At 74.2% G+C, this 14,299-nt stretch carries 6 protein-coding genes and 1 pseudogene; 3 read left to right on the top strand and 4 right to left on the bottom strand.

The genetic code is table 11. The features are described 5' to 3' along the window. Together GRC12_RS32050 and GRC12_RS32045 are read left to right on the top strand one after the other, a co-directional pair. A pseudogene (locus tag GRC12_RS32050) lies at nt 1-637 on the top strand (hydrolase); the annotation flags it as partial. Between the two features lie 3 nt (nt 638-640). Continuing rightward, on the top strand, nt 641-2,020 hold the full coding sequence (locus GRC12_RS32045; protein WP_208783041.1) for a ricin-type beta-trefoil lectin domain protein: 1,380 nt from the start codon (nt 641-643) through the stop codon (nt 2,018-2,020). Between the two features lie 15 nt (nt 2,021-2,035). Here the strand turns inward: GRC12_RS32045 and GRC12_RS32040 are convergent, their stop codons facing one another. The 3 genes from GRC12_RS32040 to GRC12_RS32030 form a co-directional block, all read right to left on the bottom strand. Further along, entirely contained in the window at nt 2,036-4,027 is a 1,992-nt protein-coding gene (locus tag GRC12_RS32040; RefSeq protein ID WP_208783043.1) for an ATP-binding protein, read from the bottom strand. A gap of 44 nt (nt 4,028-4,071) precedes the next feature. Beyond that, complete coding sequence (locus tag GRC12_RS32035) at nt 4,072-4,743, bottom strand: DUF4255 domain-containing protein (protein ID WP_208783040.1); 672 nt, start codon at nt 4,741-4,743, stop codon at nt 4,072-4,074. 153 nt (nt 4,744-4,896) lie between these two features. After that, complete coding sequence (locus GRC12_RS32030; RefSeq protein WP_208783039.1) at nt 4,897-5,559, bottom strand: helix-turn-helix transcriptional regulator; 663 nt, start codon at nt 5,557-5,559, stop codon at nt 4,897-4,899. A gap of 269 nt (nt 5,560-5,828) precedes the next feature. On the opposite strand from GRC12_RS32030, the gene GRC12_RS32025 reads away from it, so the two are divergent. Further along, on the top strand, nt 5,829-8,675 hold the full coding sequence (locus GRC12_RS32025) for an AAA family ATPase (RefSeq protein WP_208783038.1): 2,847 nt from the start codon (nt 5,829-5,831) through the stop codon (nt 8,673-8,675). 149 nt (nt 8,676-8,824) lie between these two features. Here GRC12_RS32025 and GRC12_RS32020 read toward each other — a convergent pair whose 3' ends face one another. Further along, nucleotides 8,825-13,921: a hypothetical protein gene (locus GRC12_RS32020; protein WP_244374090.1), complete on the bottom strand. Its 5,097-nt coding sequence runs from the start codon at nt 13,919-13,921 to the stop codon at nt 8,825-8,827. Nucleotides 13,922-14,299 lie beyond the last annotated feature (378 nt).

The raw sequence follows: 14,299 nt of genomic DNA, 5'->3' as shown, positions 1-14,299 counted from the left end.
CCCGGCCACCCCGGCGCCGGTGATGCCGGCGCCCCCCGCCACGACCAGCGCCCCGCCGCCCGCCAACTCGGGGGCCGCCGCCGGGGCGAACGGATCCGGTGGCGGAGGCGGGGGCGGTGCTTCGGCCCCCAAGCCGGCCAAGCCCAAGCCGGACACCGCGGCGACCGCCGTGAACCGGCTGGCGAAGAACGACCCCGGCGGCCGGCACGTCTGCTATCGCGCCTACGTCCAGGGCGACGGCTGGCAGAAGCCGGTGTGCGACGGCACCGTGTCCGGCACGGTCGGACAGGGCCAGGCGATCATGGCCCTGAACGTCGCGGTGTACGGCGTCCAGGGTTCCGCCGGCAACGCCATGGTCTACAACCCCCAGTCGACCAACGGTCAGGGCACCTGGAAGCCGAACTGGACGGCCATCGTCGCGGACGGCAAGGACAACTACATCGGCAGCACCAAGGAGGGTGCCCCCTACATGGTGACCTTCGTCTGGAACGTCGGTTCCGGTCAGCTGTGCAGCGTGGTCAAGATCAGCGGCCAGAACTGGGACGGCCAGACCTGCAACAACGCCCGCCCCGACCTCAACACGGCCGGCCACTTCGACAACTCGCGCTTCGTCGAGGCGATCAAGCTGACGGTGTGACGCATGACTCTGTGGACCTCTCTCGAGCCCGCCTCCGCGACTGTGGATCCGGGTGGCAGTACACGTGTGCGGTTGCGGTTGCGTAATACCGGTGACGTGGTGGACGAGTACCGGTTCGAGCCGGTGGGGCCGGTGGCGCCGTGGACGAGGGTGGAGCCGCAGTCGTTGCGGTTGTATCCGGGGACGACGGGGACGGTGGAGCTGACGTTCGCTCCGCCGCGTTCGCCGGATGCGGCGGCGGGTCCGCATCCGTATGCGGTGCGGATCACGCCGACGGAGCATCCGGAGGCGACGACGGTTCCGGAGGGGAATCTGACGATCACGCCGTTCACGGAGGTGCGGGCGGAGTTGGTGCCGCCGACCGTGAAGGGGCGTTTTCGGGGCCGGCCGCGGCTGGCGGTGGACAATCTGGGCAACACCAAGCTGACGGCGTCGATCGGTGGCAGTGACAACGGTGATCAGTTGTCGTACGACATCCGTCCGAGCAATGTGCAGATCGAGCCGGGGCGTGCGGCGTTCGTGAGGACGACGTTGAAGCCGCGCCGGATCATCTGGTTCGGGAGCAGGGAGCAGCATCCGTACACGCTGAACGTGGTCCGTTCGGGCACCAGCCCGCTTGCGGTGGAGGGGACGTATCTGCAGCGGGGGTTCCTGCCGCGGTGGCTTGCGACGTTCTTCGGTGTCTTCGTGGCGCTCGGGATCACCTTCGTGATGCTGTGGATCGCCTACAAACCCGCCGTCAACTCCGCAGCCACCGAGAAAACCGTCGAGGCGGCCAACACGCTGGCCCCGACGCCCACTCCGACACCCGCCCTCACGCCCGCCGCGCCTCCGGCGTCCACCCCCGTGCAGGGCGGTGGCGCCGAACAGCCCAAGGGGACGGGGAACTCGGGGACTTCGCAGGGGTCCGGCTCGTCCGGGGGCGGTGGCAAGAAGTCCGGGGGCGGGTCCTCGAAGACCACGCCCAGGAAGACCGCCACCCCTGTCGTCGGGCAACTCATCATCGGGCAGGGCTCGAACCGCTGCATCGACGTCCCCGACGCGCAGAACGGCGTCGGCAAGGACGGCAAGCAGCTGCAGCTCTGGGACTGCGCCGGAAGCGCCAACCAGAAGTGGGACTTCCGCGGTGACGGCACCGTGCGCTCCGTCGGGATGTGCATGGACGTGGCGTGGGGCTCCAAGGACGACGGGGCGCACATCCAGCTGGCGCGGTGCAGCGGCAACCCGGCCCAGCAGTTCGTCCTGAGCCAGGCCGGCGACCTGGTCAACCCGCAGGCCGACAAGTGCGTGGACGCCACGGACAACGGCACCGGCAACGGCACCAAGCTCCAGCTGTGGACCTGCTCCGGCACACCCAACCAGAAGTGGCGCGTGCAGAACTGACCCGCCAGGGCGCCGCTACCAGGCGCCCTCGCCCGGCACCAGACGGCCGGCCTTGCGGTACTCACGCCGGGCGCCCTCCAGCAGATCGGCCGCGGTGACCAGGTCGCCGCGGCCGGCGGCGAGGTACGCGGCCGTCACCACGGCGCTGCGGATGGAACCGCCCGCCAGCTCGAAGTCGGCCGCCACCGGCCCGAGTCGGACGTCCTCGGCGCACGGCACGTGGGACAGGCTGTGCCGCCACAGCGCGAGCCGCTGCTCGGCGTCCGGGAACGGGAAGTCGACCACCAGGTCCAGCCGACGGGTGAACGCCTCGTCGATGTTGGCCCGCAGGTTGGTGGTGAGCAGGGCGATCCCGTCGAAGGACTCAAGGCGCTGGAGGAGATAGGCGCTCTCCATGTTGGCGTACCGGTCGTGTGCGTCCTTCACTTCGGACCGCTTGCCGAAGACGGCGTCGGCCTCGTCGAAGAGGAGCACGGCGTCCGTGCGGTCGGCCTCGGTGAAGATGCGTTCGAGGTTCTTCTCCGTCTCGCCGACGTACTTGTCGACGACCGAGGACAGCTGGACGACATAGAGGTCGAGACCGAGTTCGGCGGCCACGACCTCCGCGCTCAGCGTCTTTCCGGTGCCGGACTCGCCCGCGAACAGACCCAGCACGCCCCGCCCCCGGCCGCCGCCGGCGCTCAGCCGCCAGTCGCCGAGGACCCGGTCGCGGTGCCGGGCACGCAGCGCGAGCTCGCGCAGCTGGGTGAGCGGGCGGTCGGGCAGCACGAGGTCGGTCCAGTCCACGGCCGGGCGGATCCGGCGGGCGTGCTGCTCCAGCCCCGAGGCGGACTGCTGCCGGGCGGCCAGGCGCAGATGGGCGGAGGAGAGCGGGGTCCCTTCGAAGCGGGCCAGGTCGAGAGCGGCCCGCGCGGCCCGGGAGATGTGCTCGCCGGGGAGGTGGTAGGGGGCGACGGTGGCCGCCAGCTCGAAGCCGTGGACGTTCTCCGCGCCGAGCGCGGCCTTCCAGGCGCCCACCGCCCCCGCGTGCTGCCGGGGCACGTCCAGCACGAGGGGGTCCTGGTCACACCAGTGGGGGTCGTAGGGGCGCGGGGCCGTGATCAGCACGGGTACGTCGGCGGCTGCCACCAACTGCCGTATCAGACCGGCGGGTTGGTCCGGCACCCCGGACACCACCACCGTCTGCCCGCCCAGCCGGGCCTCCCGCAGCAGGTCGGGGACCCGGTCCTCGGGCCCGGAGAAACGCAGGGCGGGGACGCCGGCGGCACGCAGAGCGGCGGCCGCACAGGCGAGCCCGTCGCCCTCACGGCGCTCGCGGAGATAGACGGTGAGCGGGGGGCCGCCGTCGAGGCGGGCGGCGAGCCGTTCGACGAACCGGCCGAACTCGCCCTCGGTCCCGCCGTCCGACGGCGCGCTGAGCGGATGCAGATGGCCGGCGAGCGCCGCGTCGGGGGTGTCGTCGCCGAGAAGGTGGGCGGCCAGACGGTCCGGGACGCGCAAGGAGCGGCCGAGGAAGGGGCGTTCGGGTTCCTCGACCGTGAGGAGACCGAGCGCGGACAGGGGGGCGGCCGGCTGGAACCGGGCCCGTCCGGCCGGGGAGTGGACGGGGACGCCGACCAGGTCCAGGGCGAGTGCGACGGTGGCCCGGCGGCGGCTGACGTCGTCGTTGAGGTACCCGTACAGCGGCTCGAAGGTGCGGTCCAGGTCGGGCGCGAGGGCGATGAGCAGCAGCATCGCGTCGAGCTCGGTCAGCCCGAGCCGCGCGGACAGCTCGCCCAGCCGGTCGTACGGCTGCTCGGCGGGGTCGGGGAGAGGGAGCCGCACCGGAGGCACCGGCCGCAGCAGATGCCGTACCGCCTCCTCCGACAGATACAGCCCGCGCAGCGGATCGGCCGCCGTCGGATCGTCCACGGACCGCTGCTCCACGACCAGGGCGACCCGCTCGCGCAGTGCCTGGAGCCGCGCGACGAGGGCGACGGCGGGATCGGTTCCGGCCGACTCGGCCATGTCGTACGGCACGTGGGGCGCCTCGGCCCCCGGGGTACGAGGCGTCACGATGTCCGGTCCGCCGCGCGGGCCGCCGCTCGGGCCTCCCTGGCCGCCGTCACCTGGGCCGGGCGGTGGGCGCGTTCGTCCGTGACCGGGGCGTCGTCCAGGGTGCGGACGCGGACCGCGGCGCCCTCGGTGACCGGCGGGCCGGCGTCGTACTCGGGGTAGGCCGGGAAGGGGGCCGTGACCACCAGGTCCAGGGACGGCTTGAGTTCGCCGCCGAGCGCGGACCAGATCTCGGCGAGGGAGCGGGACTCGGTCTGGATGCCGGCCACCGACAACGGGATGGTGAGGCCCAGCGCGCCGAGTGCGCCCGGGAGTTCGGACGGTCCGATCAGCTCGCGCGGGATCAGTGTGGCCAGCACCGCGGACAGCAGCCGGTGTTCGTCCTGCGGCCGCTTCGTCCACGCCGTCACCAGGTACGACAGCCGGAACCAACGCGGCGGCTGGCGCCGCTTGACGATCACGTCCCGCTCGTCGTGCACGGCGACATGGCCTCGCTGCCGGCGGTTGACGTCCTCCCGGATGTCGTACAAGTAGGCGTTGATCGTGGGTGAGTTGCGGCGCGCGGCCCAGTCGCGGGTGGGGGCGTCGAAGGCGACGTCGATGCCCGAGCCGGACAACGCGCCACCGCTCAGCAGGTCCTTGAGGACCTCGTCCACCTCGTGGATCACCGTCTTGCTCCCGCCCCGCGATGCCCCGCACCGCATGAAACCCGCTGCCGTACCCGATCCTGCCCTGCGCCCCGGCCGTCCGCGCAGGCACGCGGGGGACGCCTCACGGGCGCACTCCGCTGCCCAAGGGGGCGCGGTGGGCTGCCCGTTCGGTCAGATGTAGCCTTCCCGCAGGGCATGCGCGACCGCGTGGGCCCGGTTGCGCAGATGCAGCCGGGTGGTCAGCCCGTGGATCACGTTCTTGACGGTGCGTTCGGAGTAGGACAGCTTGCCGGCGATCTCTCCGGTGTCGAGGCCCTCGGCGACCAGACGCAGCACGTCCACCTCGCGCGGGGTCAGCCCCGAGGACGGTCCGCCGGGCCGTCCGGCCGCACTGCGGTGCAGGGTCCCCACCTGGTTGATCAGCCGGCCCAGCAGATCGGCGGGCAGGTCGCCGTCGCCGCGCGCCGCCGCGAGCACGGCCTGCACCAGACGGGTCGAGGTGGCCTCGTGCCGCCAGACGATGGCGCCGACCCCGCACTCGATCACGTCGAGCAGTTCGCTCTCGCGCAGGGACCCGACGACGAGCACCGCCCGCGCCCCCTCACTGCGCACCAGCCGGCGCAGCCGGGTCAGCGCGGTCTCGTCGAGCACGTCGCCGACGAGCAGCGCCACGGTTCCGGGACCGGACTCCTCGCGCAGGTCGATCTCGGGGTACCGGCGCAGCTGGCCGATCGCCCCCTCGCGCAGGATCGGGTCGGAGGCGAGCACCGCCACGGGTATCCGCTCGGGCACGTCGGCCGTACCGGAGCGTGTGGTCCGCGATGAGCTGAGCAAGCGTTTCCCCTATGTCCACGTGCACGCAACCTCTGGGGGGTTGGTGACAGGCGTGCGTTTCCCACACTCGTGTGACGGGTGGGGCGGCCGCAATCGTGGAGGACCACGAGCAGCACCACGAGATCGGCCGTACGACTACCACGACGGCGGCCGGCCGCCCGGTTCCGCGGGGGCCGGATCCGGCCGCCGTGGGACTTGTCACGCCACCGCCGCGGGACGAGGGCCGTCCTCGACTGCGGAACACGTCCGGTCCGAGCAAGGAGGCAGACATGGCCGTGGCGCAGGGTGAGCAGCCGCGCGAACACCGGGAAGCCGCCGCGCTGTTGGCGGACGCCGCGGCGCGCGCCCGCACCGGGGCGGGCGGTCTGGTGCTGCTGCGCGGCGCCACGGGCACCGGCCGGACCACCGTGCTGGAGGCCGCCGCCGAGGCCGCCGCCGCGCACGGCATGCGGGTGCTGCGCGCCCGCTGCGCCCCCGCCGACGCCGCGGTGCCCTTCGCCGCCGTGTTCCAACTCCTAGGCCGGGTACCGGGATTCGACACGGCCGACACCGAACGCGAGCAGGGCGCCGTGCTGCAGAGGGCGTTGGACGCCCGCGCCGAACAGGCGCCGCTGCTGGTCGCCGTGGACGACGTCCACCTCGCCGACGCCCCCTCGTACCGCTGGCTGGTGGAGTACGCCCGCCATGTGGACCGATTAGCCCTGCCGATCCTGCTGGCCGTCACCGAGCGCAGTCAGTACGACGTCGAACTGCCCGCGCCGGGCTTCACCCACACCCTCTCGCCGGCCCTCGTCGGCACCCACACCCTCGCCCCGCTCAGCCCGGAGTCGGCGGCCGCCCTGGTGCGCGCCGAGTTCCCCGGCGTGACCGCGTCCTGGGCGGACGACTGCGTCCGGGCCGGCGCGGGCAGCCCCCTGCTGCTGCGGGCCCTCCTCGACGACCTGCGGGCGTCCGGCGAGCCCGCGTCCGTACCGGAGAGCTGCGCCGCGCTGTACCCGGGGGCGTATCCGGCGGCCGTGTCCTGGTGGCTGGACAGCGCCGGACCGGGCACCGCGGAGGTGGCCCGTGTCCTGGCCGTGCTCGACGAGGGCTGGGACCACAAGGGGCCGTCCCGAACGGGCCGTACGCACACGGAGCTTCGCGAGGTGCGCGCCTTCGACGGCTCCGACGAACGGTGGGAGCGCTCCGCCCCCGAGTTCGACCGTGTCCCCGAGCGGCTCGGCGCCCTGCTCGCCGAGCTGGCCGGGACCGACCCCGCCCGGGTGGTGGGCTGGCTCACCGCCATGACCGGGCTCGGTCTGCTGCGCCCCGACGGCCACGGCCGCCCGCGCTACGGCCATCCGCTGCTGCGGGACGCCGTGCTCACCGGCGTGCCCGTGTCCCGACGGCGGGCCGCGCACCGGACGGCCGCCGAGACGATGCTGCACCGCGGCGCCCCCGTCGAACCCGTGGCCCGGCAACTGCTGCTGGCCGACCCGGTGCACGCCCCCTGGGCCTCGACCGTGCTGCAGGACGCCGCCTCGTTCGCCCTGCGCGACGACCGCGCCGAGGACGCGGTGGCCTTTCTGCGCCGGGCCCTGGACGAGCCGCTGCCCGACGAACGCCGGCAGCGGCTGCTGACCGAACTGGGCTCCCTGGAGGTCGCCGACCGTGAGTCCTCGGCCGGCATCCCCCGGCTCACCGAGGCGCTGCGGCTGCCCGGCACCCCGCAGGACCGGGTGCGCGCGGCGATCGCCCTCGGCACCGCGCTCGCCGGGCGCGGCCGGCCCCGCGCCGCCGTGGACGTCCTGCGCTCCGTCGGCGAACAGCTCGCCGACCGGCCCGAACTGGCCGCCACCCTGCAGAGCGCCTCCGCCCTGCTCTCCGAACAGGACCAGACGGTCCGCCGCGAGGTGTACCGCGAGCTGTGCGACACCGCGGAGAACGCGCCGGAGCTGCTCGGCCCGGCCACCCGGGCCCTCCTCGTCCGGTACGCGGCCACCGCCGGACTGACCTCGGCGGCCGAGGCGATGCACCGGGTGCGCGCTCTGCTCGCCGAGCCCGCCGACCCGCTGACCGAGCCCTTCCTGCTGGGCACGGCCGCCGCCCTCGCCCAGTGGGCCGACGAACTGGACGAGGCGGACCGGCTGGCGGAGCGTGGTCTGGCCGGCCAGCGGCCCGGACTGCTGCACCCGATGCACCAGGCGCTGCTCAGCACCCGCGACGACATCGCGGCGGCCCGCGGCGAGTTCGGCCGCCTCCCGGCCGAACCGCCCGTGCTGCCCGCCACCGGCCCCTCCAACGCGCACGCGCACATCCTGCTGGCGCTCGTGGAGACCGGCCGCGCGGCCGAGGCGCAGCGCCTCGCGGACGGCTTCGACCTGCGCGAGGCCCCGGACAGCTGGGAGCTGAACCGCTTCCTGTACGCGCGTGGAGTGCAGCGTGCCGCCGCGGGCGATCCGGCGGGGGCCCTGCACGACTTCACGGAGTGCGGGCGCCGTCAGTCGGCGCGCGAGGTGGTCAGTCCGGTCGTCACCCCGTGGCGGTCGGCCGCCGCCGAGTGCTGGTTCGCCCTCGGCAACCCGAGGGAGGCCCTCGCCCTGGCCGAGGAGGAGCTGCGGCTGGCCCGCGCGTGGGGCACGCCCCGCGCGGTGGGCCGTGCCCTGCGCACCCTCGGCTCCGTCACGGGCGGCCGCCGGGGCCTGGAGCTGACCGAGGAGGCGGTACGGCTGCTGCGGGACGCGCCCGCCGCGACGGAACCGGAGCTGGCGGCCGCGCTGCTCGCGCAGGGGCGGCTGCTGACCGCCGCCGGGGAGCGCGGCAGGGCCCGGGAGTGTCTGCGGGAGGCGGCCGAACGTGCCGAGAGGCTGGGCGTGTTGCGGCTGCGGGAGCTCGCCGAGGAGGCGCTGCGCGAGGGCGGCGCACGTCGCCCCGCCCTCGTCCGCACCGGTTCGGGCTCCCTCACCGGCAGCGAGCTGCGCATCGCCCGCCTCGCCGCCGACGGCCGCACGAACACCGAGATCGCCGGGCTGCTGCACCTCGCCCGGCGCACCGTGGAGACCCATCTCACCAGCGCCTACAAGAAGTTGGGCATCCGGCGGCGCGGCGAACTGAAGGAGGCGCTGAGCGCCGACTGAGCGGGACGTGGTGAAGTCCGCAGCGGTTCGGTAGCGCCCCCGAAGGGCGCGGGGCTGCGTTCGATGTGCGGCTCCGCCGCGCGGGCGCGACCGGCCACGACTGCGCCGCGGACGACCGACGGCACAGCGTGGCACTTCCAGCGGAGCGCTTAGGTGGCCGACGGGGGCGGCGGCGCGACCGCAGCCGTGACGCCCATGTGGTTGTCGGGGTCCTGGAGTCGCGCGCCCTCCGTCGTCAGCATGCGGCGGACCATCGGCTCCGGCATACGGATCACCACCGGCGTCGGCAAGGTCAGCTCGCGCACCGCCGTGCTCGTACGGCCGCCGCGGACCCGGTTCGTCACCTTGGCCACCACCCTGACGTCCAGCGTGAACTGGACCAGGACCGCCTTCATCTTCGGCTTGTGCAGCGGCATCGAGCCCGCCGAGTTCGCCGCGGCGTCCGAGACACCGCCCGATCCGCCCGTGTTGGCCATCAGCTGGTTGAGCCGGAACTCGTCCGCGTTGAGCAGCCCCGCGCCGCCGAGCGCCCGGGCCTGTCTGCCGTGCTCGGCGGAGCTCACGCCGTCGGTCTGGGTGGGCCGGGGCGCCTGGAGGTGGCTCTGGCCCACCGTCTCGAACGTCATCGTGTCACCCAGGCCCAAAACCCGCCCGTCCCGGAGCCGCGCGTGCAGGGAGGCCCGCAGGTCCTGCCCCTCCGCGCCGGAGGCGTGCACCGGCGGCAGGTCCACTCCGGCGGAGGTGAGCAGCGGCAGCGCGGCGATCATCCACTCGGTGGAGACGGCCTCGTTGAGCGCGTACGCGGCGGCCTGACCCTTGTCCCGGAACCGCTCGCCGCCGCCCGCCTGCCGAACCGCCGCGGTCACCAACTCGCGTACTCGTGGTGCCCCTTGGAAGCCGTTGACCTGAGCCTCCATCGGCAGCCGCACCCCGCCCGCGTGCCAGGAGCCGAGTCCCGACGGGCCGTCGTCGCGCGGGCCCCGCACCGGGGGCGCCGTGGCCCGCACCGGTGCGGTCACCCGGCTCAGCGCGGCCAGGTCCTTGTGCAGCACACGGTGGGTCAGCGCCAGGTTGTCCATGCGGGCCAGCGCCAGCCGGGTGCCGCCCTTGTACAGTTCGAGGCTCGCCCGCACCGGCAGCCGCATCCTCGCGGACGGCGCGGACTTCGCCTCGGCGACCGTCTTCATGCCGAGCTGTCCACGGCTCGCCGCACCGCTGCGCCGTGAGTCGCCGGAAGCGTAGCCGACGCCCGCCGCGCCGCCGGTGCTCTTCAACTGCCCGGCACCGCCGTCCGGCTTGCCCGATCCGGCGAGGACGCCCTCGACGCCGGTCACCGTGGACTCGTCCTGGGAGACGGCCTGCTGGGAGACGGCCGCGGTGATGTACTCCATGTCCCGGCCGTCGCCCGCGTCCCCCGTGTACGCGCCCTCGCCCCTGCGGTCGACGCGGAACACCGCCCAGTAGGGCGTCCTGCGGCCGTCGAGCAGTTCCACGGTGACCCCGCCGTCCATGGCGCTGGACAGCAGCCCGGCCGAGCCGTCCCGGTCCAGGACGCGCAGCAGCCGCTGCACGTTGTCGTTGCGGTCCTTGAGCTGCTGCCGGGGCAGCAGGTCGTCGGCGACGTCCTGGTGCCGGTTCTGGACCAGGGCGGACCGCAGCCGTCCCAGCAGCGGCACGAAGTCGGGCAGGTCCTCGACCATGCCGAAGCCGAGGGGCAGCCCGCTGCCGAAGCCGGGGCGGTCCGTCCGCGAGGACGCGGGCCCACCGCTGCTCCGGGCCGGCGCGGACGAGGACGTGCCCGCGGTGGCCCGCGCCCGTTCCGCGGCCATCCGGGAACTCTCCGCCCTGCTCTCGCCCGGCGCCGCCGGGGGACGCATGACGAGGTCGGCGTCGGCGTCGAGGTTCAGCTGCCGCCGGATCCGCTGCGGCAGCTGCGCCTCCGTCAGCCACACCGCCGCCGCGCCCGGCAGCGTGCGGGTGCCCTGGCTCACGTAGGGGCCGCCGCCGGTGACCTTGACCTCCGCGACCATGTTGACCAGCACATCGCACTGGACCAGATACAGCGGGGCCTTCTTCGGCGTGTGCGCGTTGCGCTCCACCGTGCCGGACAGCGCCTCGGCCCGGCTGTCACCGTGGCCCGTGGTGCGGAACGTCGACAGGCCCTGCCCGGTGCGCCACTCGGGGCCGTTCTCCGAGCCGGTCGCCCCGAACTGCACGGTGCTGGTGGTCCCTTGGCCCACCTGACCGGCGGACTGGTGGCCGCCCAGGATGAAGGTCTCGGTGCCCGGCCCCTCGCCCTTGTGCACGAACTTCGGGTTGGCCAGCGTCAGCCGGGTGCCGACCGCGCCGTTCAGGGCCGCGAGCCGGCGCGGATAACGGAGGTTCTTCACCACCCAGCCGGAGGACGCGGCCTGCCTCAGCGCCGCCTTGACCGCCCGCTCCCCGAACCGCTCCTCCACCGCCAGCCGGGGCGCGAGCCCCTCCGTCGCCAGCGCCGGATCCTCCCGCAGAGCCTTGTTGCGGGCCGCGGCCCGCGCCAGCAGCTGGAAGGCGAGCGCCCGGACCGGCTCCGAGTCGAGGTTCTCCACCAACTGCCAGTCGCCCAGCGCCCGCCCGGTGGACGGCCGCGGGGTGATCGAGGCCAGGTCGCCGATGCCCTCGGCGTTGAAGGCGTGATCCGGGGCGGGCGCCTGCGCCCTGCGCGCCCCCGCCACCGTGTCCCGCCGGTCTCGGCCCTCCTGGTCCAGCGTGAACTCCGCCGGAGTGAGCAGCCGTACGTCCTGCGGCTCCATGTGCAGCCCCGCCAGCAGCTTGGCGTCCGGCGCGTCCTGGCCGGGCGAGCCGACGGTGAGGCCGCGGGCGAGCTTGCGGGGCCGCGAGGTCATGGTGACGTCCACGTGCATGCTCAGGGCCGCCGCGAAGGCGCTCGCGGTCTCCGAGCCGTTGGTCAGGACGTCCGAACGGCCCGTGGGGCCCGCCTGGTTGCGACGGGTGCCGGTGCTGTGCCTCTCGTAGCGGGCCGCACCGGTCAGCACCCCCGGGATCAGCCGGGCCTGTCCGAGCACCAGTCCGCCGATCGAGCGCGAACTGCTGCGCCCACTCGTCGAGTTGCTGGTGACGCCGGAGTGGGCGCGCACCATCCAGTCCTTGATGTCGCCCTGGTACTCGGCGTCCGACATCTCGCCCTTGACGAGGAGTTGGACGTCGTGCGCGTGCAGGGTGGTCTTGCGGCGCAGCCGCACCCGGATGCCGGTCGACAGCAACTGGTCCTTGTTGACCCGGAGGTTGGTCTCCGACAGGACGGTCATCAGCTCGCGGTAGTTGCGCCGCTGGGCCTCGGCCTCCTCGTCGCTGGTCCGCAGGGCCGGCGGAGTGGCGCCGAAGGCCGGCAGATAGCCCGCCAGCCTCGGGTCGGTGGCGAACAGTTCCCGCACGGCCCGCACCATGGGCCCGGTGTCGAGCCGGCTCAGCGCGACACTCGATCCCTTCGCGCCGTACGGGAGATGGCGCTCGACCTCCGCCTCCTCGCCGTTCTCGTCGGTCCGCCGGGGCTTCTCGGCGAATGGCCCGGCTTTCGTGCCCTGTGGCAGCGGCAGTCCCAACTCCTGTGCCTCGTCGGCCCGCAGACTCATCCACACGTTCATGGAGTGGGTGGCGACCCGGCGCCCGGGGTTCAGGATGTGCTCGGCCGAGCGCGGGCCCGTGCCCTCCGCGGTGAACAGCACCGTCCCGAAGTACAGCACCTTCTCGCCCCGCACCTCGGCGCCCTGCCGGGTGGAGACGGTCTGCTCGGTCACGCTGAAGCGGGCCTTGCGGGCCGCCGCGACCGGCATCGCGGTTCCGCGCAGCACGGCCGCGTTGCCCGCCGCGCCGACACCGATCGCCGGGCCGAGACCGGCGGTGACGGCCCGGCCCTTGCCCGCGGACTCGGTCACCGTGTGCTGGGTCTGCTGATGGGTGCGCAGCTGGGTCTTGCCGGTGCCCCAGGCGGGGGAGAGGCCGGTCAGCGCCGCCCGCAGGTGGTAACTGCCCGCCGTCTTCCCGTCCTTGGACTGCAGGTCCTCGCCGACCACGCCATCCCGCAGCAGCCGGGGCATGTCCTCAAGGACGGTCGCCGTCGCGGTCGCCTCGTACAGCCGGGCCCGGCCCGGCGCGCCCGGCGCGGTGAGCGAGGGGTGCAGCACGGAGGCGACCGCGTCGAAGAGCCCACGGCCGCTCTGCTGCGGGGCCGCCGTGTCGGTCACGGCGACCGGCGCCAGCGAGTCGGCGAGCGAGACGCTGCGCGCGGTGTCCGCGGCGAGCGGCCGCGCGGGCGCCGGTGCGCCCGTGCCGACCGGGACCAGATGCTCGGTCGGCACCCGCTGGGTGAGCGTCCCCTTGTCCCGGAAGGTCTGCGTCTCCTCGGTGCCGGTCTTGTGCACCCGCACCTCGTAGACCACCTTGCGGTGGACCTCGACCGAGCCCTTGTCGCTGCGCAGGACGCGCGGCTCGGCCACGTTCCTCTGGTGCCGGGACTCCCGCGAGGACTGCCAGGGCTGGACGTTGCCGGTGGCGGCGCCGCCCACCCACAGACCGGGCGCCACGGGAGCCAGCCCGAACGCCAGCCCGCCGACGCCCTTGGAGGACGAGCCGCCGGCCGTACCGCTCACCGTGGCGGCGGTGTTGTGCTGGACGTCGACCTTGGTGTCCTTGCCCTCCGGATCCTCCAGCTCGGCCACCTCGTCGGTGCCGGAGACGGCGGCGGCCGGCAGGTCCTGGGAGCGGAAGACGGGCGGCCGGTCGTCGGGGGCCCGGCGGACGGCGACCGTGACGTCGTACCACTCCTTGCCGGTCCGGCCCCGCACGGCGAAGGCGCGGCCCTGGCCGAAGAAGCTCTCCGGCCGTCCGGCCAGCTCGGCCGCGATGTCACCGACCGTGCCGTCGGCATGCCCCACCGCGGCGGCCACCGCGTGCCGCACGAACTCGTGCCCGGTCAGCCCGTACGCCGTCGACAGCCCGGCCGCCTCCAGCCCCATCAGGTACGACGGCAGCTCGAACCCGGCCTCGGCGCGCTCCTCGATGCCCGGCAGCGCGGGCCGGGAGCGATCGGTGCGCGCCCGCCGCACCGCCCGGGCCGTGGCCGCGTTCCCCGCGGACTGCTGGAAGGCGAGCAGGGGATGGGCGGGTGGCCCGGCGGTGCGGGGCGCCGGGGGCGCCTGCTGGGAAGTGCCGGTTCTGCCGTCCCGTGGCTGCTGCTGGTTCCACACGGCCTCAACGTAATCAAGGCACACGCACGGCAGACGCCCCTTGGGCCACCCCGGTCCCATTCGCCGCGCCCACGCCACCGGTGGGCCAACTCCCGTACACCTGAAGGCCATTCGACGACTTTGCCAGCTCTTTACAACCCGCTCCCGTGCTGTCTCGTCTCTCCGCTCGATCCACGCCACAGCCCGCCCGGCCCGACCGCCGGGCGGACCGACGAAAGAGAGCGATTCATGCGCCGAACCGGCCTCAGTGCCATGGTGATCGCGGCCACCGCCGTCCTGGCGGGCGCGATGCCCGCGTTCGCCGCGGGGACGTCCACGACCACGAGCCCCGCCCAGCGTGCCACCGCGAGCCCCTCCCCGCGCGCCACCACCGCTCCC

The organism is Streptomyces griseorubiginosus, from assembly GCF_017614965.1.
GTDB classification, from domain to species: Bacteria; Actinomycetota; Actinomycetes; order Streptomycetales; family Streptomycetaceae; genus Streptomyces; species Streptomyces griseorubiginosus_B.
This window is presented reverse-complemented; position numbering and strand designations above follow the sequence as displayed.

What these genes read in the sequence shown, in the direction of transcription:
- GRC12_RS32045 (WP_208783041.1), top strand. Translation starts at nt 641, where the DNA reads ATGACTCTGTGGACCTCTCTCGAGCCCGCCTCCGCGACTGTGGATCCG.
- GRC12_RS32040 (WP_208783043.1), bottom strand. Translation starts at nt 4,027, where the DNA reads ATGGCCGAGTCGGCCGGAACCGATCCCGCCGTCGCCCTCGTCGCGCGG.
- GRC12_RS32025 (WP_208783038.1), top strand. Translation starts at nt 5,829, where the DNA reads ATGGCCGTGGCGCAGGGTGAGCAGCCGCGCGAACACCGGGAAGCCGCC.